A 20,580-nucleotide genomic window follows, 5' to 3' on the forward strand; every position below is an offset into this window, starting at 1 on the left:
AAAGGAAGTTTCAAAGTGAAGCGACTATTCTGCTTGGCCGCGATTGCGGCCGCACTGATGGGGCAAAGCATTACCGCACAAGCTGCAGGCGTTGAATTCGCCGTTGGGGCCACCAGCGACTCAACCATGACCTACCGCCTGGGGATGAATTTCGATTGGGACAAGAGCTGGCTACAGAGTGACGTCGGTCGCCTGACCGGTTACTGGAGCGGCGCCTATACCTATTGGGAAGGTGACAAGACCTCCAGCAACAACAGCCTGTCGTTCTCGCCAGTGTTTGTTTACGAGTTTGCCGGCCAGTCGGTCAAACCGTATATCGAAGCGGGAATCGGCGTTGCCGCGTTCTCCAACACCAAGTACGAATCCAACAACATTGGCGGCTCTTTCCAGTTCGAAGACCGTCTTGGTTTTGGTCTGCGTTTCAACGGCGGGCATGAAGTCGGGATCCGTGCGACGCACTATTCCAACGCCGGCCTGGCCAGCAGTAACGACGGCGTAGAAAGCTACGCGCTGCACTACACCATGCCGTTGTAAGCACGATCAAAAGATCGCAGCCTTCGGCAGCTCCTACAGGTGAAACTCAATCTCATGTAGGAGCTGCCGAAGGCTGCGATCTTTTGTTTTTGGGATCAGCGGTAAGCCGTGGTAATCCCTTGGCGTTCTTCGATGCACTCGGGCGCACCCATTTCGAATTCGCGGCAGATCAGTGGGCGTTTTTCGTAGATCGTGCACATCATCGTGTCGCGATCCAGCGCCGCGCACCAGCCGTCGTCCAGACGCAACATCACTTCGCCGCCCCACTCATCGGTATCGATAAAGCGATCAGGCACGCCGGTGTCGGTGATCAGCATCACTTCGAGCTGGCAGCAGCACGCCGCGCAGGTTGAGCAGGTGACGGCAGGCTCGGTGATTTGCTGGTGGGGAATGGTTTTCATGGCGCCAGTGTAAGGCAGTCGCCGAGGTGCGTGTGAAAGGTCTGACAGACGCTCAGCTCGCCAGCCGCCGAGCCATCGCGTGCAAAAGCGGAAACAGCAGCGCCCAGAGCAGGCCGATGCCAATCAGTGTCGGTAATTCGCCGTAGGGGAATTGCACCCCGGCCAGTCGTCCTCCGCCGTAATACGACAACGCGCCACCGACCGCGCCCAACCCACTTGCCAGCCACCAGGGCCGGCCACTCCATTGCAGACAATGACGCAACGTGGTTGCGAGCAACGCCCACAACAGCATCAACCACAACGGAATCAGTGGCGATTGATCCTGAAACTCAAACACCCCCACCGCACGCAAAACGCTATCCACCGCCGTGCCGACAATCACTACGCAAAGAATCAAACGCCCTTCAGCCGCCCAACTGCTAATCCAGCTCAAATGCACCACCAGCACCGCCAGCGCCAGCAACAACCACAGACTGTTGCCGCCGACCACGCAGGTCAGCCAACCGATCTGGAACAACACGGCATTGGCAACACGCTCAAGCATCGAAGCGGCCAAGCAGTGGCGCAGTCATCGCGGCAGGTTTGGCCAGCAGCAATTGCGCGGTGCCGATGGTGCGTTCGAGAAATCCACCTTCGCAGTAGCACAGGTAAAACTCCCATAACCGCAGGAAATAATCGTCGTAACCCAACTCGGTCAAACGACCATGGGCACGGCGAAAGTTCTCGTGCCACAGGCGCAGGGTCTTGGCGTAATGCAGGCCGAAATCTTCCATGTGCAGCAGGTTCATGTCGGTGTCGCGGCTGACCACTTCGAGCATCTTCTGCACACAGGGCAGGGCGCCGCCGGGGAAGATGTAGCGTTGAATGAAATCGACGCCGCGTTTGGCCTGTTCGTAGCGCTGCTCGCGGATGGTGATCGCCTGGATCAGCATCAAACCGTTGCTCTTGAGCAGGTGCGCGCACTGTTTGAAGTAGGTCGGCAGGAAGCGATGGCCGACCGCTTCGATCATTTCGATCGACACCAGTTTGTCGTACTCGCCGGTGAGGTCGCGGTAGTCCTCCAGCAGCAGCGTCACTTGATCCTGCAAACCCAGTTGTTCGATGCGCTGGGCGGTGAAGGCGTATTGCTCTTTCGACAGTGTCGTGGTGGTCACGCGGCAACCGTAATTCTGCGCGGCGTAAAGCGCCATGCTGCCCCAGCCCGTGCCGATCTCCAGCAAATGGTCGCTGGGCTTGAGCGCGAGCTTCTGGCAGATGCGCTCCAGCTTGTTCAACTGCGCCTGTTCCAGGGTGTCTTCGGGGGAGAGGAACTGCGCCGCCGAATACATCATGGTCGGGTCGAGAAACTGCTCGAACAGATCGTTGCCAAGGTCGTAGTGCGCGGCGATGTTCTTCTGCGAACCCTTGCGCGTGTTGCGGTTGAGCCAGTGCAGGCCTTGCACCAACGGCCGGCTGAGACGGGCCAGGCCACCCTCCATTGCATCGAGCACGTCGAGGTTGCTGACGAACACGCGCACCACCGCCGTCAGGTCCGGCGAACTCCAGTAACCGTGAATAAACGCCTCGCCCGCGCCGATCGAGCCATTGCTGGCGACCATGCCCCAGACGGCCGAATCCAGGACATGGATCTCCCCGAGCAACGCACTGCCCGGCGTGCCGAACATCAAGCGTTCGCCATCCTCGACCACCAGCAGTTGCCCGTGTTTGAGCTGACCCAATTGGCGTAATACACCGCGGCGCAGCAGCGAACCGGTCAAACCGTTGGTGCTGAGCCGACTGACCGACAGGCTAGAGGATTTCATGGCGGTGCTCCTTGGGAGGCACAGTGGCGGTTTGAAAGCTGCCGTCGGCAGCCTGATGAGCAAAGATCGGTACGCGTTTGAGCAGCAGCCGTAGCGCTTGCCAGTAAATCGCTAGAGCGGTTTTCGCGGTCATCCACGGGAAGCGCCGCAAGTAACGATGCAAGCTGTGACGGTCGAGGCTTTCGCGTTGCAGATTGAGCGTCGCGTCGAACAGTTTGTCCTCGCCCTGCCAGTCGGCCATGTGCACGCCGAGGGTTTGTGCGGCGGGGCTGAAACTCATGCGGTATTCGAGATCACGCGGCAAAAACGGTGACACGTGAAAGGCCTTGGCCACCGCAAAATGCTGATGCAGATCCTGCCGGCTGACCGGTGCGCGCGCCGGCAACACGTAGTGATAGCGCTCGCGCCATGGCGTGTTGGTGACTTCACAGACAATCGCCGCCAGTTGCCCGTCGGCTTCGTGGCAATAGAAAAAACTCACCGGATTGAACGACAAGCCCCAACTGCGCGCCTGGGTCAGCAGGCAGACTGAGCCTTGTGGTTCGTGGCCGATGGCCGCGCCGACCAACTGGCGCACGGCATCGATCAGGCTTACGCCGCGACTGGTAAAGGTCTTCAGGTAATCGGTCTCGCGAAAAGAAAATGGCGCAAAGCGGCTGCGCCCCGCCAGCGGCGATAACGCCAGCACCGCGTCCTGCTCGCTCAGGTCGAGATAGAGCAAGCCGATCTGGTAGCGGAATGCATGCACGCGCGGCGAAAAGCGCCGATGGCCGATCCAGCCGCTGTACAGGGCGCTGTTCATAGGGTTTCCCCGAACGCCGACGCCACGCGCAAGGCGCTGACCACGCCGTCTTCATGGAAACCGCTGGCCCAATAGGCGCCGCAATAATGCGTGTGTTGCGCACCGTCCAGTTCCGCCCAGCGATGCTGTGCCGCCACCGCCGCGAGGCTGTATTGCGGATGGGCGTAGGTGTATTTGGCGAGCACTTTGAACGGGCTGATGCCGGCACTCTGATTGAGGCTGACGCAGAACGTGGTATCGCTCTGAATGCCTTGCAGAATGTTCATGTCGTAAGTGACTGCGGCGTGAGTATGGCCGGGGCCACCGAGGCGATAATTCCAGCTGGCCCACGCCAGTTTGCATGTCGGCAGCAGGCGTGTGTCGGTGTGCAGCACCACCTCATTATCGGCGTAGGGCAGGGCGCCGAGGATTTTGCGTTCGGCATCGCTGGGACTGGCGAGCAATTGCAGCGCCTGATCGCTGTGGCAGGCGAACACCACTTTGTCGAAATGCTCGATCCCGGCCGAGCTGTGGATAACCACGCCGTGTTCATCGCGATCGACGCGCGTCACCGGGCAACTGAGGCGGATCTTGTCTTTGAACGAAGCGCTCAGCGGCGCCACGTAGGCGCTGGAACCGCCTTCGATGACCTGCCATTGTGGACGATCACTGACCGACAACAGTCCGTGATTCTTGAAGAAGCGCACGAAAAACTGCAGTGGGAATTTGAGCATCTCGGCCATCGGCATCGACCAGATCGCCGCGCCCATCGGCACGATGTAATGCAGGATAAAACGCTCGCCGTAGTTGCCTGCTTTCAGGTAGTCGTCGAGGGTCATGTCGCTGGCGATGCGCAATTCGGCGAGGTCGCGCTGGGCTTCTTTATTGAAGCGCAGAATGTCGCGCAACATGCCCCAGAACCCCGGCGACAACAGATTGCTGCGCTGGGCGAACAGGCTGTTGAGGTTGTTGCCGTTGTATTCCAGGCCGGTGTCCGGATCGCTCACCGAGAAACTCATTTCAGTCGGTTTGAACGCCACGCCGAGCTGGCCGAGCAAACGGATGAAATTCGGGTAGGTCCAGTCGTTGAACACGATGAACCCGGTGTCCACCGCGTACTGCTGGGCGTCGACCGTCACCTCGACCGTGTGCGTGTGGCCACCGACCCAGTCGCTGGCCTCGAACACGTGCACGTCATGTCGACGATTGAGCAGGTAGGCGCAGGTGAGCCCGGCGATCCCGCTGCCGACGATGGCGATTTTCATGCTGGATCCCGCAGCGGCGGCGACTTGCGCACCATGCGCTTGCCGATCGCCAGTTGCAGCCTGGCGGGGAGTTTCGACAACGGCCACAGCGCGGCCATGAACAAGGCCGGAAAGGCGATTTCCAGCGGACGGTCCTTGAGTTTGGTGAAGATATGCCGCGCGGCTTTATCCACAGGCCAACTGAGCGGCATCGGAAAATCGTTCTTGGCGGTCAGCGGCGTTTCGACGAAACCGGGGCTGACCACGGTGACTTCAATGCCTTCGTCCGCCAGATCGATGCGCAGCGATTCGAACAGGTAACGCAGCCCGGCTTTCGATGCGCCATAGGCTTCGGCTCGCGGCAGCGGCAGGTAGGTCACCGAACTGGCGACGCCGATCAGGTGCGGCGCGGTGCCTTTGCGCAACAAGGGCAGGGCTGCTTCGATACAGTAGCTGCTGGCGAGCAAATTGGTGCGCACCACGTGCTCGATGATCGAGGCATCGAATTGCTTGGCATCGACATATTCACAGGTGCCGGCGTTGAGAATCACTGAGTCCAGCGAGCCCCAGATCTCGGCGATCTGTTCACCGATTTCGCGCACGGTCTGGCTGTTGGTCAAATCCCCCGGTACCACCAATACCTGGCCCGGATAGCGCTGTGACAAGACCTTGAGCGGGGCGGTCTGACGGGAACTGACCGCCAGGTGCGCCCCGGTTTTCAGAATTTCTTCAGCCAGCGCCGCGCCGATGCCACTGCTGGCCCCGGTCAACCAATAACGCCGTGGAGGTGTACGACTCATCCCATTCTCCTTTTTAGCCAGGTGATCACCCGGCCCAATACGGGTAAATGCTCATACAACAGCGCCCCGGCATCGAAGTAATCCCGGTGGCGATAAACCTTGTCGCGCCAGAGCAGGTGCGAGCAGCCGCTGACGCGAATCACCTGGCCACCCGCCAGACGCGGGTGGCGATAACTCATGACCCAGCGCAGATAACCTTCGCCGTCGCCGATCTGATCGAAGCCATGAAAATCAAAACGCAACTCGCTGACATTGGCGTACAGCTCGCTGAAATAATTGTGCAGTTGCTTCAGTCCCTGCACTTCGTGCAATGGGTCGGTGAAATGAATGTCATCGCTGTACAGCTCGCCCAGGCGGTGCAGGTTGTCTTTGTTCAACTCGCAGAATTGTTGGGCGAAGCGGCGCAGGAACTCACTCATCATCGCCCTCCATTACCGTGCGCGATGGCAGGCTCTTGAAGGCGGCCAGTGCGCGCTCGCGTGAGGCGCTGAGGTTGACGATGGGCGACGGATAATCGGCGACGCCAAACAGCCCGCCGAGGCTCGCCGGGTTGTGGATTTGCTTTTTGTTCAGCCCGGCCAGTTCCGGTAACCAGTGCTTGATGAACAGGCCTTCGCTGTCGAATTTCTCCGACTGGCTCAGCGGGTTGAAAATCCGGAAGTACGGCGCGGAGTCGGTGCCGGTCGATGAACTCCATTGCCAGCCACCGTTGTTCGCCGCCAGGTCGCCGTCGATCAGATGACGCATGAAAAAGCGTTCGCCTTCGCGCCAGTCGATCAACAGGTTTTTGGTCAGGAACATTGCCACGACCATGCGCAGACGGTTGTGCATCCAGCCGGTTTCGAGCAATTGGCGCATCGCCGCGTCGATGATCGGCAGGCCGGTACGCGCTTCTTGCCAGGCGGCAAGCTCCTCTGGCGCATCACGCCAGGCCAGCGCCTCGGTTTCCGGGCGGAAGGCGCGGTGGCGCGAGACTCGTGGATAACCAACCAGAATGTGTTTGTAGAACTCGCGCCACAGCAGCTCGTTGATCCAGGTGACGGCGCCGACCTTGCCGCTTTCGAACTCGCCCTGATTGCTTTGCAGCGCGGCGTGCAGGCATTGGCGTGGCGAGATCACGCCCGCCGCCAGATAGGCCGAGAGTTGACTGGTGCCGGGTTTGGCCGGGAAGTCGCGTTCGCTTTTGTAGTAATCGATTTGCGCGTCAGCGAAGGTGTCGAGGCGGCGCCGCGCTTCTTTTTCACCCGCCGGCCAAAGCGCTTGGAGGGATTCGCTCGGGGTGGCGAAGCCTTTGACCGAATCAGGTATCGGGTCGCTGTCGATCTTGAGTTTCGCCTGCTTGCCCGGCGCCTTGACCGGCGCCGGCATCGAGCGGTGCAGGCGTTCGTAACAGACCTTTCTGAACTGGCTGAAGACCTTGAAGTAAGTGTCGGTCTTGGTCAGCACGGTGCCAGGTTTGAACAGCAACTGATCGAGGTAACTGTGAAATTCGATGCCCTCGGCCCGCAGGGTTTCAGCCACTGCGGCATCGCGACGGCTTTCGTGCACGCCGTATTCTTCGTTGACGTGAACCGCTTCGACCTGCAGTTCGCGGCACAGTTTGAGCAGTTCCGCCGGGGCGTGATCCCAATGAGTGGCGGTGCGAATCAACAAGGGAATGTTCAGCGCGTCGAGGCTTTGGCTCAGTTCTTTGAGATTGCGCAGCCAGAAGTCGACCTTGCATGCGGCATCGTCGTGATCCAGCCATTGCTGCGGGCTCAACAGGTACACGGCCACGGTCGGGCCGCGCGCTGCGGCGGCCGCGAGGGCGGTGTTGTCATGTTGGCGCAAGTCGCTGCGCAGCCAGATCAATTGCATGAGATTAAATCCATCATTAAATCAGCCCACACTGAACGAGTGCCTGGTGCGCCGAGAGCGGATCTTCAGCCAGGTACACATCAGTGATCTCGGAAGTTTTTACGGACAACTCGGCGTGGTGGATGCATACCGTTGGTCCGACAATCATTTTTGGACAACTGACTCCGTTCAGTAGCTTGGGGAGCTGCGACAGGTTCATGGCTTTGCTGGAATACAGCAGTACGCCACGAGCCTGCAGGTGTTCGACCGCCAGCGCCAATTCGCCGGCCGGTAACGGCCAGTCGAAGACTTGCACCGGGCAATCGGCGCTGCTGATCAGCCACGCGCATAGCCACAGGTGAGGTTCCAGTGACAGGTCGGAATGGTTGATCAACAGCAAGGGCGCGGCGTGCAACTGACGATTGTTATGGTAGATGCGCGCGCCGAATTTGCTGCGTAACCAGGAAAAAAAGAACACGCGCTCCATCTGTGCACCAAATTGGCCCTGCCAACGCTGTTCGAGGTCGGCCAGCAGCGGCAGCAGCAACTGCTCACACAAGGTGCGCGGCGGGTAGAGCGCCATCGCTTGATTGACGCTGTCGTCGAGGTTGCGTTCGTTGAGCTGGATGACCGCCGCCAGCAACGTCTGGCGCAGCGGGTGCCAATCGTTCTCCTCGGTGGGCGTGAAGGCTTGCGGGGTGTCGAGCAGCGGCTTGACCTGACTGACCGCGACGCCACGGTTGAGCCAGGTCAGGATGGTCAGAATCCGTTGCACATGTTCGGCCGAATACAGCCGGTGTCCCTTGGGTGTGCGTTGCGGGATGACCAGTCCATAACGTCGCTCCCACGCGCGCAGGGTGATCGCGTTGACGCCGGTCTGCCGCGCGACTTCGCGGATCGGCAGCCAGCCTTCGTCGAGGGCTTTCTTGAAGTCGGCGCCGAGGTCTTCCTGGGCGCTGGAATCGGGTTTGTCGTTCATCAGATGGCATTTCGCAGGCTGAGGTTTTCCGGGTGCGGCTGCAGGTAAACCTGTTGCGCGATGTACGGATCGGGGTGTTGGCGAAAGTGATGCTTGAGCAGCGTCAACGGCACCACCAGCGGCACGATGCCGAGGCGGTACTGGCCGATGACGTGGACCATTTCCTGTTTGTCTTCGGCGCTGATCACCTGTTTCAGGTAACCGCTGATGTGCAGCAGCACGTTGCAATGAGTGCCGCGCGTGGCGCATTTTTTCAACGCCGCCATCAACTCGCTGAAATAACGCGGGCCGAGTTCGGCCGGATCGCTGTGCGCCATGTTGCCCAGCAGTTTGCCCAGTGCTTTGTATTGCAGCGGGTTGTGCGCCATCAGCTGGTATTTGTAGCGCGAGTGGAATTCAGTGAGGGCGCGACGGCTGAGGCCGTTGGCGAGAACTTGCTGCCAGGCACTGTAGGCGAAGACGCGGGTGATGAAGTTTTCCCGCAGCACCGGATCGTTGAGGCGTCCGGCTTCTTCCACCGGCAAATCCGGGTGTTGTGCGCAGAAGGCCTGGGCGTAGATGCCACGTCCGCCGCCATTAACCGGCGCGCCGTTGGCGTGGTAGACCTTGACCCGTTCCAGCCCGCAGGACGGCGATTGCTGCATGAAGATGTAACCGCAGATGCCCTCGAGTTCGGCGGCCATTTCCTCGCCGTACGCCGCCAGTGGCTGGGTGACGTTGATCGCCGGATTCACTGTGCCGATGGCTTCAGGATTGTCGGGATCACCGACGAGGCGGATCGGCTCGCGCGGAATGCCGAGGCCGATGGCGACTTCCGGGCAGACCGGGGTGAAATCGAAATATTCAGTGAGGGTGCGGCTGCACAGGCGTGATTCCTTGTGGCCGCCGTTGAAGCGCACCTCGGCTCCCATCAGGCAGGCGCTGATGGCGATTTTCGGTTTGGCGGCGGGAAGGGCGAGCATAGGCACCTCGAATCTAAACCTGTACAGAGATCAATCTCTGTACAACATTGGCTTAGCATAGATTCAAAGGTGTACAAGTCAAATTGTTTGTACAACTTTCTGTAAGAGCTGCCGAAGGCTGCGATCTTTTGATTTTGCTTTTACAACCACAAGATCAAAAGATCGCAGCCTTCGGCAGCTCCTACATGAGCCAACCGATTTTCCAGTGAGTGCTGTTTTGTAGCGCTTGCCAATCGAGGCGTTCAATGCGTTTGGTCAGCACCGCCTGCAACTCGATTTCCAGCACCGTGCCTTCCTCATCGCGGAACAGCTCGGTCACCAGAAAGTGTTTTTCACGGTTCTGCGGGTGGGCTGCTGTCCATTTCGACAGCAGCAATTTGCGCGGGTTGATGCGGTTCATTGCAGGTGTTCGTGCAGGCGACGCGCAGCCTCCTGACCACTTAGCCATGCACCCTCCACACGCCCCGACAGGCACCAGTCGCCGCAGGCGTACAAGCCCAGATCGGCATCGGCCAGCGTGCCCCATTCATGACCCGTCGCCGGGCGGGCATAGAGCCAGCGATGGGCGAGGCTGAAGCTCGGTGCCGGCATCGCGCTGTGCAGCAGTTCAGCGAACGCGCCGTGCAGTTGCTCGATCACCGCTTCCTTGGACAGGTCAATGTGTTGCCGGCTCCACGCGCTGGTCGCATGCAGTACCCAAGTGTCGAGGGTGTTGTCGCGCCCCGGTTTGCTGCGGTTGCGCGCCAGCCAGTCCAGTGGGCTGTCCTGTACAAAGCAGCCCTCAATCGGTGTATCCAGTGGCGTATCGAAGGCGAGGGCGACGGCCCAGGTCGGGTCCATTTTTACTCCGGCAGCGGCGCCGGCGAGTTTCGGCGCAGCGGCCAACAAAGCAGTGGCCTGTGGCGCTGGCGTGGCGATCACCACATGGCTGAAAGGGCCGTGCGTGAAGCCCTCGGCATCTTGCAAATGCCAGTGCTGTTCACCCCGGAAAACCTCGGTGATGCGGCAGGCGAAATGCACTTCCAGACCGTCAAGCAAGCCACGGGTGATGGCGCTCATACGCGGCGCGCCGACCCAACGGGTCTGCTCGTCCGGCGACAGGTTCAGTTGCCCGCCCTGATAGGTATAGAGCTGCGGCGTCCACTCGGCGACCCAGCCCTGGCTTTGCCAACGCTGTACCTCGGTGACGAAGCGGCGGTCGCGGGCGGTGAAGTATTGCGCGCCCAGGTCCAGCGAGCCGGCGTCGCTGCGTTTGCTCGACATGCGCCCGCCGCTGCCACGGCTTTTATCGAACAGTTGCACGGTATGCCCGGCCTCTGTCAGAGCCTGGGCGGCGGAGAGTCCGGCGATGCCGGTGCCGATGATTGCGATAGGTACAGTCATAGGGGCCTCGTTTACCTTTCTGTACAGACTACGCCGTGATTGAAACCTGTACAATTTTGTTTTCTGGTATAACTTCTAGCGTTCTCGTTCTGACAGCTTGGCCTATGGTTAAACAATAGAGCCTGCCCGATAGAAAAGATCCCTGCTTTTAAAAATAGACTAGTGATCCGGGTTAAACGCCACGCGAGGAAGATGTCATGCACATATTGCTGACCGGCGGTACTGGTTTGATCGGACGTCAGCTCTGCCGGCACTGGTTGGGGCAGGGCCATCGCTTGACGGTGTGGAGTCGCAAACCGGAGAAGGTTGCGAAGATCTGCGGTGCGCAGGTGCGTGGCATTGCGCGTCTCCAAGACATTGGCGAAGAACCGCTGGACGCGATCATCAACCTTGCTGGCGCGCCGATTGCCGATCGGCCGTGGACCCATCGCCGCAAGGCGTTGCTGTGGAGCAGCCGCATCACCCTGACGGAGTCCTTGCTGGCATGGCTGGAAACCCGATCACAGAAACCGGCGTTGCTGATTTCCGGTTCGGCGATCGGCTGGTACGGCGATGGCGGTGAACGCGAACTGACGGAAGAATCGCCGCCGGTGATCGACGATTTCGCCAGTCAGTTGTGCATCGCCTGGGAAGAAACCGCGCAACGTGCCGAAGCGCAGGGCATCCGTGTGGTGCTGGTGCGAACCGGCTTGGTGTTGTCGGCCGAGGGCGGCTTTTTGTCGCGGTTATTGCTGCCGTTCAAGCTGGGTCTGGGTGGGCCTTTGGGCAATGGCCGGCAATGGATGCCGTGGATTCATATCAACGACCAAATCGCCCTGATTGATTTTCTTCTGCACCGCGATGAGGCCAGTGGTCCTTATAATGCGTGCGCGCCAAAACCTGTGCGCAATCGCGAATTTGCCAAGACGCTGGGCAGCGTTTTACACCGCCCGGCGTTCATGCCGATGCCGACGCTGGCACTGAAAGTCGGCCTCGGCGAGATGTCTTTGTTGTTGCTCGGCGGCCAGAAGGCTACGCCGGCACGCTTGCTGGAAGCGGGTTTCACTTTCCAGTTCACGGATTTACGCGCGGCCCTGGATGATCTCTCCAGCCGCCTCTGAAATAGGACGTTGCATGACCGATCACGCTTTGCTTCTGGTCAACCTAGGTTCCCCGGCCTCAACTTCTGTGGCCGATGTGCGCAGCTACCTCAACCAGTTCCTGATGGACCCGTACGTGATCGACCTGCCCTGGCCGGTGCGGCGTCTGCTGGTGTCGCTGATCCTGATCAAACGCCCGGAGCAGTCGGCCCACGCCTATGAGTCGATCTGGTGGGAGGAGGGCTCGCCGCTGGTGGTGCTCAGCCGTCGTCTGCAACAGCAGATGAAGGCGCAGTGGACTCAAGGCCCGGTAGAACTGGCGATGCGTTACGGCGAACCGTCGATTGAAACCTGCCTGCTGAAACTGGTCGCGGCGGGGCACAAGCGCATCACGCTGGCGCCGCTTTATCCACAGTTCGCCGACAGCACCACGACCACGGTGATCGAAGAAGCCAAGCGAGTGATCCGCGAGAAGAAGCTCGAGGTGAAATTGTCGGTGCTGCAGCCGTTCTACGATCAGCCGGAATATCTGGATGCGCTGGTGGAAAGCGCCAAGCCGCATTTGCAGCAGGATTACGATCACCTGTTGCTGAGTTTTCACGGTTTGCCTGAGCGGCATCTGACCAAGCTTGATCCGACCGGCAATCATTGCTTCAAGAATGACGACTGCTGCAAGAACGCCTCGCCGGCGGTCATGGCGACCTGTTATCGCGCGCAATGCCTGCGCACGGCGGCATTGTTTGCCGAGCGCATGGGCCTGCCGGATGGCAAATGGTCGGTGTCGTTTCAGTCGCGTCTGGGGCGGGCGAAGTGGATCGAACCGTACACCGAAGCGCGGCTGGATGAACTGGGTAAAAGCGGTGTGAAGAAGTTGCTGGTGATGTGCCCGGCGTTTGTTGCCGACTGCATCGAAACGCTGGAAGAAATTGGTGATCGCGGCAAGGAACAGTTCCGCGAAGCGGGGGGCGAGGAGTTGGTTTTGGTGCCGTGCCTGAATGATGACACGCATTGGGCGAAAGCTTTGGCGACTCTCTGCGAACGAGCGCCGCTGGCGTTGTGATGATCGTTCCCACGCTCCGCGTGGGAATGCCTCTAGGGACGCTCTGCGTCCAGTGACGCGGAGCGTCACGGGCTGCATTCCCACGCAGAGCGTGGGAACGATCAGATCTAAAGTTTTAGATCAGCGGCTCATCCGCCTTCTTGTTCTTCCAGCCGTCATTGCCCGGCAGAATCAGGTTCAGCGCAATCGCCACCACCGCGCACAGCGCGATGCCTTTGAGGCCGAAGTCGTCTGGACCGGTGCCGGTGCCGACCAGCACACCGCCAATCCCGAACACCAACGTCACCGAGACGATCACCAGATTGCGCGCTTCACCCAAATCGATCTTGTGACGGATCAGGGTGTTCATCCCCACCGCCGCGATCGAACCGAACAGCAGGCACAGAATCCCGCCCATCACCGGCACCGGAATGCTTTGCAGCAGCGCGCCAAACTTGCCGATGAACGCCAGGGTGATGGCGAAAACCGCCGCCCAGGTCATGATTTTCGGATTGTAGTTTTTGGTCAGCATCACCGCGCCAGTCACTTCGGCGTAGGTGGTGTTTGGCGGGCCGCCGAACAGGCCAGCTGCGGTCGTGGCAATACCGTCACCGAGCAGGGTGCGGTGCAGGCCCGGCTTCTTCAGGTAATCACGACCGGTCACGCTACCCACGGCAATCACGCCGCCGATGTGCTCGATGGCCGGAGCCAGTGCCACCGGAACGATGAACAGGATCGCCTGCCAGTTAAACTCCGGCGCGGTGAAGTGCGGAATCGCAAACCAGGGCGCAGCGGCAATCTTCGCGGTGTCGACCACGCCGAAATAGAACGACATGGCAAAACCGACCAGCACACCGGAGATGATCGGCACCAGACGAAAGATGCCTTTACCGAATACCGCCACGATCAACGTGGTCAGCAGCGCCGGCATCGAGATCAGCATTGCGGTCTGGTAGTGGATCAGTTCCGAACCGTCGCCAGCCTTGCCCATCGCCATGTTCGCGGCAATCGGCGCCATGGCCAGGCCGATGGAGATGATCACCGGGCCAATCACTACCGGCGGCAGCAAACGGTCAATGAAGCCCGTGCCTTTGATCTTCACGGCCAGGCCCAGGAAGGTGTAGACGAAACCGGCCGCCATCACGCCGCCCATGGTCGCGGCGAGGCCGAACTGGCCCTTGGCGAGAATGATCGGAGTGATGAAAGCGAAGCTCGACGCCAGAAACACCGGCACCTGACGCCCGGTGACGATCTGGAACAGAATCGTCCCAAGACCTGCGGTAAACAGTGCCACGTTCGGGTCCAGGCCCGTGATCAGCGGCATCAGCACCAGGGCGCCGAAAGCCACGAACAGCATCTGGGCGCCGGACAGCACCGTGCGCCAGAGCGGATCGTTGAACTCTTGCTGCATGGTTACGCGTCCTTCTGCTTGGTGCCGAAGATCTTGTCACCGGCGTCGCCAAGTCCAGGGATGATGTAACCGTGCTCGTTCAAGCGCTCATCGATGGACGCGGTGTAGATGGTCACGTCCGGGTGAGCTTTTTCTACTGCGGCAATGCCTTCCGGCGCGGCAACCAGCACCATCGCGCGGATGTCTTTGCAGCCAGCCTTTTTCAACAGGTCGATGGTCGCAACCATCGAGCTGCCGGTGGCGAGCATCGGGTCGATGATCATCGCCAACCGTTCGTCGATTTCCGGAACCAGTTTTTCCAGATAGGTGTGCGCTTGCAGGGTTTCTTCGTTACGGGCGACGCCCACAGCGGAAACCTTGGCACCCGGGATCAGGCTCAGCACGCCTTCAAGCATGCCGATGCCGGCACGCAGGATCGGCACGACGGTGATCTTCTTGCCGGCGATCTTCTCGACCGACACGGTGCCGCACCAGCCTGCAATATCGTAGGACTCCAGCGGCAAATCTTTTGTAGCTTCATAGGTCAACAGGGCGCCGACTTCCTGAGCGAGCTCACGGAAGTTCTTGGTGCTGATATCGGCGCGGCGCATCAGGCCGAGTTTATGACGGATCAGCGGATGGCGGATCTCGAGGATGGGCATGGAAAAACTCCGGCGGCGGGCAAAAAAACCGGCCTAGATTAATCTATCCGAGGGTGATGTCCTATAGGACATTCTGTACGTTAGTCCATAAAGGCTTGATTCGGCCCCCCGAGATGCGTACCTTTGCCCGCTTTTCGCAGCCATACCCCCCCACATTCCCCCCTGGAGAGCGCCATGTCCGCTGATCTCGAGCATATCCGTCAAATCATGCGAGAGGCTGACTGCCTGTACACCGAAGCTGAAGTCGAGGCGGCCATCGCCCGTGTCGGTGCACAAATCAACGAACAACTGGCTGACAGCAACCCTGTGGTGTTCTGCGTGATGAACGGCGGCCTGATCTTCTCCGGCAAACTGCTGACGCATCTGCAATTCCCGCTGGAAGCGTCCTACCTGCACGCGACCCGTTATCGCAACGAAACCAGCGGCGGCGACCTGTTCTGGAAAGCCAAGCCGGAAGTCTCGTTCATCGACCGCGACGTGCTGATCATCGACGACATCCTCGACGAAGGTCACACCCTGGGCGCGATCATCGACTTCTGCAAACACGCCGGTGCGCGCAAAGTGCACACCGCCGTGCTGATCGACAAGGATCACGACCGCAAGGCGCGTCCTGACCTGAAAGCCGATTTCGTCGGCCTGCCGTGCATCGACCGCTACATCTTCGGTTACGGCATGGACTACAAAGGCTACTGGCGCAACGCCAACGGGATCTTTGCCGTTAAAGGCATGTAAGCAAGATCAAAAGATCGCAGCCTTCGGCAGCTCCTACAGGTTCAATGTAGGAGCTGCGGAACGCTGCGATCTTTTGCTTTTAATCCCATGCTAGAGTGCTCGGCCCCGCCCCCCGGAGCCTGTCATGCGCCTCTTGATCCGCAGCCTCGCCGCCCTGTTGCTGGCCCTCAGCCTGCCGCTGTCCGCCGCGCCGATGCACAGCCAATTCCTGCCGCCGGACGATCTGACCGTACGCGATGCCGAGCCCGAGCAGCAGCAACTCATGCAGGTCACCGACTATTCCGTTGTGGTGGGCGCGCAACGCCAGTCCAATCAACAACCGATCCCGGTCACCTCGCCGCTGCTGATCCGCCTCAAGGGCAAGTCTCTGAACAAGGGCGCGACCATCACCCAGGTATTGGTCAATTTCGATGGCGAAAGCAAAAGCCTGAAAAAGCCGATCTACGACGACAAGAGCAAAACCCTGACGTTGTTTTATCCACAGGCCCAATACCGGGTGATCATCGATTTGCTGCGCAATGACACCGTGTATGTGCAGTTCCTCAGTTACGCCAATGGCCATATCTGGGCCGATTTGCACACCGGCAGCACGCGTTCGCGTTGAGCCCGGCGGCAGGGCAGGGGTAAACTGCCCGCCCCGTGTAATGTCTGCGAGCTGGAGTCGGCAATGCGTAAAGATAAGAAACAAGTGATTGGTGACGAGATCGGCGATGAGCAGATCAAGCTGTTCCTCGATTTTGAGCCGGTCGACGCCACTTCGCCGTCGCTGCACAAACTGATCAAGGCTTACCGTGGCTTGCGCATCGATGACTTCGAGCGCTTCCTGGGCTTCTTCGTTGCAGCTGGCTACGACATCGATGGCAAGGACGAGCAGGGCAAGACCTTTGTTGACCTGATCGCCGATCAGCGCAACGCGCCGGAATACATCGAACTGATCGAAAAGTCCCGCACGTGAGGTGTCCCCAATAACTGTGGCGAGGGGATTTATCCCCGTTCGGCTGCGCAGCAGTCGCAAAATCAGTGAGTGCGGTTTGCCTGACATACCTTATCAGCAGGGTTTGGGGCCGCTTCGCAGCCCAGCGGGGATAAATCCCCTCGCCACAGAAGTCTTGCCAATGTTCACGCGTAAAAAAACGCCCCGCACTCTCTGAGTCCGGGGCGTTTTCTATGCGGCGTGATCAAGCGTAGCTTGGTGTCTCGCTGCTTTCTTCAACCAGTTCCAGCGCGATGTTGTTCTGCGTGTTGATCTTGCGATACAGCGCAGCATCGGTCTCCAGCACCTTTTCACGGGCCGGGAAGATCTCGGCCAGTTTGCCAGCCCACTCACCCTTGGCCTTGGCCGGGAAGCACTTCTCGATCAGTTCCAGCATGATCGAAACGGTCACCGAGGCACCCGGCGAAGCACCGAGCAGGGCGGCGAGGGAGCCGTCCTTGGCCGACACCAGTTCGGTGCCGAACTGCAGGATGCCGCCCTTTTTCGGGTCTTTCTTGATGATCTGCACCCGTTGGCCGGCCACTTCCAGGCGCCAGTCTTCGGCTTTCGCTTCAGGGTAGAAACGACGCAGGGAATCCAGACGCTGCTCCATCGACTGCATCACTTCGCTGACCAGGTACTTGGTCAGGTCCATGTTGTTTTTCGCCACGGCCAGCATCGGCCCGATGTTGCCGGCGCGAACCGACAGCGGCAGGTCCATGAAGGAACCGTGCTTGAGGAACTTGGTGGTGAAACCGGCGTATGGCCCGAACAGCAGGGATTTCTTGCCGTCGACCACGCGGGTGTCCAGATGCGGCACCGACATCGGTGGCGAACCCACGGCGGCCTGGCTGTAAACCTTGGCCTGGTGGTGTTTGACCACTTCCGGGTTGTCGCAACGCAGCCACTGGCCGCTGATCGGGAAGCCGCCGAAGCCTTTGCTTTCTTCGATGCCCGACGCCTGCAGCAACGGCAGCGCCGCGCCACCCGCGCCGAGGAAGACGAATTTGGCGTCGACTTCGCGGGTACTGCCGCTGTTGACATCCTTGATGCTGACGGTCCAGCCAGCGCCGTTACGCTTGAGGCCGGTCACGCGCTTGCAGTATTTGACTTGCGTGTCCGGGGCGCTGGTCAGGTGCTTGAGCAACTGATTGGTCAGCGCGCCGAAGTTGACGTCGGTGCCGTTCATCACGCGGGTCGCAGCGAGGACTTCGTCCGGCGAGCGGCCCGGCATCATCAGCGGCATCCACTCGGCCATTTTGGCCTTGTCTTCGGTGTATTCCATGTCGGAGAAAGCGTGGTGCTTGCTCAACACGTCAAAGCGTTCCTTGAGGAACGACACACCTTTATCGCCCTGGACGAAACTCAGGTGCGGTACCGGGCTGATGAAGGATTTGCACGAGCCGAAGGTGCCTTGCTTGGTCAGGTACGACCAGAACTGCTTCGACACCTCGAACTGGGTGTTGATGTGCACGGCTTTCTTGATGTCGACGGTGCCATCAGCGGCTTGCGGCGTGTAGTTCAGCTCGCACAGGCCGGCGTGACCGGTACCGGCGTTGTTCCACGGGTTGGAACTCTCCGCAGCACCGGAATCCATCAGCTCGACGACTTCCAGCTTGATCGCGGGGTCGAGCTCTTTGAGCAGTACGGCAAGGGTGGCACTCATGATGCCGGCCCCAACCAGTACTACGTCGACTGCTTCGTTATGCGCCATTTAACGCGTCTCCAAAATCTGCAGCACCAAATTGTCGGCATGGCTGCCAGGCGTTCCGGGACAGATCAGTTGTGCCCCAGCTATCCGTGGTCAGGTCGCCATGTCCGAATCTTCGCAATTTTTCGCAACTTCGACGGATGCGTGCGGCCAGGCTTCAAGAGCTCCATGAACTCATTTCAGCACGTGGCTGGCAATTCGACTTATGGTCGAGACATCCGTTTTTGTGCAACCAAATCCGTAGCGGACAGGCTTCAGGCTCCGATATTCGAGGTATACCCGGTCCTGTGTCGTTGGGCTGTTTCAGACGCTAATGGTGCATGTTCAGACGCAAAACTTTTCATTTGCTCGCCACACTCTTGTGAAGTTGTGAAAACCCGTTTTTTTCACGCTCTTTTGAAGACGTGAACCTCAAAAAAGGGCTGTCCGGGCTTGGCACCGTGCCCGAGGGCAAAAACAACGCGGCGGCCGAGCGTCATGACAGCTCTGCAGATTCGCGAAAAGCGGGGTTTTTGCCGGAAGAACAGGCAAGCGCGCCAACTTCACTCGATCTGTGTGGGCGGCTCTCTGTGGGCGATTTTTGATGTCGATGCATGCGCATTGACGCTGTTGCGGGGCCCGATCAGGAGACGTCCTTATAATCGGGGGGAGATTGTATCGAAGAAATGCGGGCAGTTGCTCGTGTTTAATGACTTTTATTAGGCATCCGGTCAGATGCTCAACATCGCCTGCACCCGTGCGCGGGGCTGCGACACCATGACGCGGGCGCTGGCGGGCAGTGGCTGGTGCAACCAGTTGAGGCGAATTTCCTCGATTTCCACCCAACCGTCGCCCATCGGTTGCAGGCTGCACTGCTTGAATGCCTGGCAATGGCCGTTGCGGTCGAGCAGCGCGAAGCTGCGGTGCAGCGGACGAGGGGCGAACAACGAGATCAGATAACGCATGGTCGAGTACCTTGTTGGAGGACTGGTTTGGAGGTTGGCAAAGGGCCGTGACGTCAACGTGTATGACAGGTGAACAATCTGTGACAGGAACCGCGTTCGGCAGGGTTTGTCAGACATTGCAGTATTCGCTGTCGGGTGCTGGTGACCCGCAGTGGCCCACCGCTATACTGCCGGCCTGTTTGTGCCTGATTCTGGAGAGAAGAGCATGTTGCAACGCCTGTTGTTCGGTTTGATCACTGTGGCCGGTTTGACCCTGGCCGGCTGCGCCCACAGCCCGCAACAACTGAATCCGGAGCCGAAGCTGACCACGCAGTTGCCTGCGGTCGGCCGTGGCCAGCCCGTTGTCGTGCGTGTGGTTGACGGTCGTCCGTCGCCAACCCTCGGCACCCGTGGCGGCCTGTACCCGGAAACCAGCGCCATCACCGTGCAGCGCGAGCAGATCCTGCCGAAGTTGCAGGCTCAGGCTGAAGCCGCCGTGCGTCTGTTGGGCTTCACCCCGACCAACAACGCGCCGAATGCGCCGCAGCTGACCGTGACCCTGGCCGAGCTGAAATATCAGTCGCCGAAAGAAGGCATGTACGTGACCGAGGCGACCATCGGCGCGACCTTCCGCTCCGACGTGCAGAACGCCAACCGCCGTTACAGCGGTCGTTACGGTGCGTCGCTGGACCAGCGTTTCGGCATGGCGCCGAACCAGGAAACCAACACCAAGCTGGTGAGCGATGTGTTGAGTGATGCGCTGACGCGTCTGTTCAAGGACCCGACCGTAGGTCAGGTGCTCGCTGAGTAAGCTGTCGGCAGATGCAAAAAAGCCCGGTGCCAGTGATGGCCCCGGGCTTTTTCATGCAGATCGATTCCCTGTAGGAGCTGCCGAAGGCTGCGATCTTTTGATCTTAAAACCAACATCAAAAGATCGCAGCCTTCGGCAGCTCCTACATGGGGGATTTCATTCAGGCGGCCTGGGAGTAGAAGTCGAGGACGCTGACGCCGGTCAGCAGGTCGGTCTCGGGTAAATCGGCATGTTGATGCCCGCCCAGGGCGCAATACACCAGCCAATGGCGATCCTGAACATTGAAGGCAAGGCTGCCAACGAGGCTTTGTTGTTCGTCGTAAGGGGTGATGAGGTAGAGACGGTCCTGGTTTTCAGCGTGAAGCATGTCGCGTTCCATGTGCGTTTCGAGGCGCGCAGGGTGCTACATCCACATGACGATGCCGTGACACAGGACAGCCATCGGTCGATTGTCATGTAATTTGTCGCAAAGGCTGGGGCAGAGGAGGACGGTTTCGGTAGAATCCGCGCCGCGGTCGTCGATCTGGCGCCTGTCATA

At 59.7% G+C, this 20,580-nt stretch carries 24 protein-coding genes; 7 read left to right on the forward strand and 17 right to left on the reverse strand.

The window, feature by feature from the left end:
• Window positions 1-15: 15 nt before the first annotated feature.
• Window positions 16-534 carry an acyloxyacyl hydrolase gene (locus ACQ4MY_RS05890; RefSeq protein ID WP_008086172.1) on the forward strand — a complete coding sequence of 173 codons (519 nt, stop codon included), beginning with the start codon at window positions 16-18 and terminating at the stop codon, window positions 532-534.
• 95 nt (window positions 535-629) lie between these two features.
• Here the strand turns inward: ACQ4MY_RS05890 and ACQ4MY_RS05895 are convergent, their stop codons facing one another.
• The 12 genes from ACQ4MY_RS05895 to ACQ4MY_RS05950 form a co-directional block, all read right to left on the reverse strand.
• Window positions 630-935, reverse strand: coding sequence for a YkgJ family cysteine cluster protein (locus ACQ4MY_RS05895; RefSeq protein ID WP_008086170.1), 306 nt, complete (start codon window positions 933-935; stop codon window positions 630-632).
• A 52-nt stretch (window positions 936-987) separates the two neighbouring features.
• Complete coding sequence (locus tag ACQ4MY_RS05900) at window positions 988-1,479, reverse strand: DUF2878 domain-containing protein (RefSeq protein ID WP_440094335.1); 492 nt, start codon at window positions 1,477-1,479, stop codon at window positions 988-990.
• Window positions 1,472-2,737 (reverse strand): class I SAM-dependent methyltransferase, encoded by a 1,266-nt coding sequence (locus ACQ4MY_RS05905; RefSeq protein WP_440094336.1) that lies wholly within the window; start codon window positions 2,735-2,737, stop codon window positions 1,472-1,474. Before ACQ4MY_RS05905 ends, ACQ4MY_RS05900 begins: the two co-directional genes overlap by 8 nt.
• Window positions 2,724-3,539 (reverse strand): DUF1365 domain-containing protein, encoded by an 816-nt coding sequence (locus tag ACQ4MY_RS05910; RefSeq protein WP_440094338.1) that lies wholly within the window; start codon window positions 3,537-3,539, stop codon window positions 2,724-2,726. The genes ACQ4MY_RS05905 and ACQ4MY_RS05910 overlap by 14 nt, the downstream gene beginning before the upstream one ends.
• Window positions 3,536-4,783 (reverse strand): NAD(P)/FAD-dependent oxidoreductase, encoded by a 1,248-nt coding sequence (locus ACQ4MY_RS05915; RefSeq protein WP_440094340.1) that lies wholly within the window; start codon window positions 4,781-4,783, stop codon window positions 3,536-3,538. The genes ACQ4MY_RS05910 and ACQ4MY_RS05915 overlap by 4 nt, the downstream gene beginning before the upstream one ends.
• Window positions 4,780-5,562 (reverse strand): SDR family NAD(P)-dependent oxidoreductase, encoded by a 783-nt coding sequence (locus ACQ4MY_RS05920; RefSeq protein ID WP_008086161.1) that lies wholly within the window; start codon window positions 5,560-5,562, stop codon window positions 4,780-4,782. Before ACQ4MY_RS05920 ends, ACQ4MY_RS05915 begins: the two co-directional genes overlap by 4 nt.
• Window positions 5,559-5,981: a nuclear transport factor 2 family protein gene (locus ACQ4MY_RS05925; RefSeq protein WP_008086159.1), complete on the reverse strand. Its 423-nt coding sequence runs from the start codon at window positions 5,979-5,981 to the stop codon at window positions 5,559-5,561. The genes ACQ4MY_RS05920 and ACQ4MY_RS05925 overlap by 4 nt, the downstream gene beginning before the upstream one ends.
• A complete protein-coding gene (gene phrB / locus ACQ4MY_RS05930) occupies window positions 5,974-7,419 on the reverse strand; it encodes a deoxyribodipyrimidine photo-lyase (protein ID WP_440094342.1) in 1,446 nt (481 codons plus the stop codon). The genes ACQ4MY_RS05925 and phrB overlap by 8 nt, the downstream gene beginning before the upstream one ends.
• A 16-nt stretch (window positions 7,420-7,435) precedes the next feature.
• Window positions 7,436-8,377, reverse strand: a complete 942-nt coding sequence (locus tag ACQ4MY_RS05935; RefSeq protein WP_440094343.1) for a MerR family transcriptional regulator — start codon at window positions 8,375-8,377, stop codon at window positions 7,436-7,438.
• Window positions 8,377-9,339: a YbgA family protein gene (locus tag ACQ4MY_RS05940; protein WP_440094345.1), complete on the reverse strand. Its 963-nt coding sequence runs from the start codon at window positions 9,337-9,339 to the stop codon at window positions 8,377-8,379. The genes ACQ4MY_RS05935 and ACQ4MY_RS05940 overlap by 1 nt, the downstream gene beginning before the upstream one ends.
• Window positions 9,340-9,520: 181 nt before the next feature.
• Window positions 9,521-9,739 (reverse strand): TIGR02450 family Trp-rich protein, encoded by a 219-nt coding sequence (locus ACQ4MY_RS05945; protein WP_440094347.1) that lies wholly within the window; start codon window positions 9,737-9,739, stop codon window positions 9,521-9,523.
• Complete coding sequence (locus ACQ4MY_RS05950; protein ID WP_008086150.1) at window positions 9,736-10,722, reverse strand: NAD(P)/FAD-dependent oxidoreductase; 987 nt, start codon at window positions 10,720-10,722, stop codon at window positions 9,736-9,738. The genes ACQ4MY_RS05945 and ACQ4MY_RS05950 overlap by 4 nt, the downstream gene beginning before the upstream one ends.
• Before the next feature lie 197 nt (window positions 10,723-10,919).
• Between ACQ4MY_RS05950 and ACQ4MY_RS05955 the strand changes: the two genes are divergently transcribed.
• The gene (locus ACQ4MY_RS05955; protein ID WP_440094349.1) at window positions 10,920-11,822 is read left to right on the forward strand and encodes a TIGR01777 family oxidoreductase; all 903 of its coding nucleotides are present in this window, start codon (window positions 10,920-10,922) and stop codon (window positions 11,820-11,822) included.
• 13 nt (window positions 11,823-11,835) lie between these two features.
• On the forward strand, window positions 11,836-12,861 hold the full coding sequence (gene hemH / locus ACQ4MY_RS05960; protein WP_440094350.1) for a ferrochelatase: 1,026 nt from the start codon (window positions 11,836-11,838) through the stop codon (window positions 12,859-12,861).
• A gap of 115 nt (window positions 12,862-12,976) precedes the next feature.
• Here hemH and ACQ4MY_RS05965 read toward each other — a convergent pair whose 3' ends face one another.
• Window positions 12,977-14,251 (reverse strand): uracil-xanthine permease family protein, encoded by a 1,275-nt coding sequence (locus ACQ4MY_RS05965; RefSeq protein WP_008086144.1) that lies wholly within the window; start codon window positions 14,249-14,251, stop codon window positions 12,977-12,979.
• Window positions 14,252-14,253: 2 nt separating this feature from the next.
• The gene (gene upp / locus ACQ4MY_RS05970; RefSeq protein WP_007912842.1) at window positions 14,254-14,892 is read right to left on the reverse strand and encodes a uracil phosphoribosyltransferase; all 639 of its coding nucleotides are present in this window, start codon (window positions 14,890-14,892) and stop codon (window positions 14,254-14,256) included.
• 174 nt (window positions 14,893-15,066) lie between these two features.
• On the opposite strand from upp, the gene ACQ4MY_RS05975 reads away from it, so the two are divergent.
• From ACQ4MY_RS05975 to ACQ4MY_RS05985, 3 genes are all read left to right on the forward strand, one after another.
• Entirely contained in the window at window positions 15,067-15,624 is a 558-nt protein-coding gene (locus ACQ4MY_RS05975) for a hypoxanthine-guanine phosphoribosyltransferase (protein ID WP_008086142.1), read from the forward strand.
• Between the two features lie 124 nt (window positions 15,625-15,748).
• The gene (locus ACQ4MY_RS05980; RefSeq protein WP_008086141.1) at window positions 15,749-16,228 is read left to right on the forward strand and encodes a hypothetical protein; all 480 of its coding nucleotides are present in this window, start codon (window positions 15,749-15,751) and stop codon (window positions 16,226-16,228) included.
• A gap of 63 nt (window positions 16,229-16,291) precedes the next feature.
• Window positions 16,292-16,579 (forward strand): PA4642 family protein, encoded by a 288-nt coding sequence (locus ACQ4MY_RS05985; protein WP_440094353.1) that lies wholly within the window; start codon window positions 16,292-16,294, stop codon window positions 16,577-16,579.
• Window positions 16,580-16,802: 223 nt separating this feature from the next.
• Here ACQ4MY_RS05985 and mqo read toward each other — a convergent pair whose 3' ends face one another.
• Window positions 16,803-18,311 (reverse strand): malate dehydrogenase (quinone), encoded by a 1,509-nt coding sequence (gene mqo / locus ACQ4MY_RS05990; protein WP_440094355.1) that lies wholly within the window; start codon window positions 18,309-18,311, stop codon window positions 16,803-16,805.
• 707 nt (window positions 18,312-19,018) lie between these two features.
• On the reverse strand, window positions 19,019-19,252 hold the full coding sequence (locus ACQ4MY_RS05995; protein WP_008086138.1) for a hypothetical protein: 234 nt from the start codon (window positions 19,250-19,252) through the stop codon (window positions 19,019-19,021).
• Between the two features lie 205 nt (window positions 19,253-19,457).
• Between ACQ4MY_RS05995 and ACQ4MY_RS06000 the strand changes: the two genes are divergently transcribed.
• Window positions 19,458-20,042 (forward strand): YajG family lipoprotein, encoded by a 585-nt coding sequence (locus tag ACQ4MY_RS06000; protein ID WP_008086137.1) that lies wholly within the window; start codon window positions 19,458-19,460, stop codon window positions 20,040-20,042.
• A gap of 160 nt (window positions 20,043-20,202) precedes the next feature.
• Here ACQ4MY_RS06000 and ACQ4MY_RS06005 read toward each other — a convergent pair whose 3' ends face one another.
• Window positions 20,203-20,409, reverse strand: coding sequence for a hypothetical protein (locus tag ACQ4MY_RS06005; protein WP_008083982.1), 207 nt, complete (start codon window positions 20,407-20,409; stop codon window positions 20,203-20,205).
• Window positions 20,410-20,580 lie beyond the last annotated feature (171 nt).

Source organism: Pseudomonas sp. SM4, assembly GCF_051913165.1.
Lineage (GTDB): Bacteria > Pseudomonadota > Gammaproteobacteria > Pseudomonadales > Pseudomonadaceae > Aquipseudomonas.

Excerpts from the sequence above, each read along its gene's own strand:
- ACQ4MY_RS05895 (WP_008086170.1), bottom strand. The coding sequence starts at position 935 with ATGAAAACCATTCCCCACCAGCAAATCACCGAGCCTGCCGTCACCTGC.
- ACQ4MY_RS05900 (WP_440094335.1), bottom strand. The coding sequence starts at position 1,479 with ATGCTTGAGCGTGTTGCCAATGCCGTGTTGTTCCAGATCGGTTGGCTG.
- ACQ4MY_RS05905 (WP_440094336.1), bottom strand. The coding sequence starts at position 2,737 with ATGAAATCCTCTAGCCTGTCGGTCAGTCGGCTCAGCACCAACGGTTTG.
- ACQ4MY_RS05910 (WP_440094338.1), bottom strand. The coding sequence starts at position 3,539 with ATGAACAGCGCCCTGTACAGCGGCTGGATCGGCCATCGGCGCTTTTCG.
- ACQ4MY_RS05915 (WP_440094340.1), bottom strand. The coding sequence starts at position 4,783 with ATGAAAATCGCCATCGTCGGCAGCGGGATCGCCGGGCTCACCTGCGCC.
- ACQ4MY_RS05920 (WP_008086161.1), bottom strand. The coding sequence starts at position 5,562 with ATGAGTCGTACACCTCCACGGCGTTATTGGTTGACCGGGGCCAGCAGT.
- ACQ4MY_RS05925 (WP_008086159.1), bottom strand. The coding sequence starts at position 5,981 with ATGAGTGAGTTCCTGCGCCGCTTCGCCCAACAATTCTGCGAGTTGAAC.
- phrB (WP_440094342.1), bottom strand. The coding sequence starts at position 7,419 with ATGCAATTGATCTGGCTGCGCAGCGACTTGCGCCAACATGACAACACC.
- ACQ4MY_RS05935 (WP_440094343.1), bottom strand. The coding sequence starts at position 8,377 with ATGAACGACAAACCCGATTCCAGCGCCCAGGAAGACCTCGGCGCCGAC.
- ACQ4MY_RS05940 (WP_440094345.1), bottom strand. The coding sequence starts at position 9,339 with ATGCTCGCCCTTCCCGCCGCCAAACCGAAAATCGCCATCAGCGCCTGC.
- ACQ4MY_RS05945 (WP_440094347.1), bottom strand. The coding sequence starts at position 9,739 with ATGAACCGCATCAACCCGCGCAAATTGCTGCTGTCGAAATGGACAGCA.
- ACQ4MY_RS05950 (WP_008086150.1), bottom strand. The coding sequence starts at position 10,722 with ATGACTGTACCTATCGCAATCATCGGCACCGGCATCGCCGGACTCTCC.
- ACQ4MY_RS05955 (WP_440094349.1), top strand. The coding sequence starts at position 10,920 with ATGCACATATTGCTGACCGGCGGTACTGGTTTGATCGGACGTCAGCTC.
- hemH (WP_440094350.1), top strand. The coding sequence starts at position 11,836 with ATGACCGATCACGCTTTGCTTCTGGTCAACCTAGGTTCCCCGGCCTCA.
- ACQ4MY_RS05965 (WP_008086144.1), bottom strand. The coding sequence starts at position 14,251 with ATGCAGCAAGAGTTCAACGATCCGCTCTGGCGCACGGTGCTGTCCGGC.
- upp (WP_007912842.1), bottom strand. The coding sequence starts at position 14,892 with ATGCCCATCCTCGAGATCCGCCATCCGCTGATCCGTCATAAACTCGGC.
- ACQ4MY_RS05975 (WP_008086142.1), top strand. The coding sequence starts at position 15,067 with ATGTCCGCTGATCTCGAGCATATCCGTCAAATCATGCGAGAGGCTGAC.
- ACQ4MY_RS05980 (WP_008086141.1), top strand. The coding sequence starts at position 15,749 with ATGCGCCTCTTGATCCGCAGCCTCGCCGCCCTGTTGCTGGCCCTCAGC.
- ACQ4MY_RS05985 (WP_440094353.1), top strand. The coding sequence starts at position 16,292 with ATGCGTAAAGATAAGAAACAAGTGATTGGTGACGAGATCGGCGATGAG.
- mqo (WP_440094355.1), bottom strand. The coding sequence starts at position 18,311 with ATGGCGCATAACGAAGCAGTCGACGTAGTACTGGTTGGGGCCGGCATC.
- ACQ4MY_RS05995 (WP_008086138.1), bottom strand. The coding sequence starts at position 19,252 with ATGCGTTATCTGATCTCGTTGTTCGCCCCTCGTCCGCTGCACCGCAGC.
- ACQ4MY_RS06000 (WP_008086137.1), top strand. The coding sequence starts at position 19,458 with ATGTTGCAACGCCTGTTGTTCGGTTTGATCACTGTGGCCGGTTTGACC.
- ACQ4MY_RS06005 (WP_008083982.1), bottom strand. The coding sequence starts at position 20,409 with ATGCTTCACGCTGAAAACCAGGACCGTCTCTACCTCATCACCCCTTAC.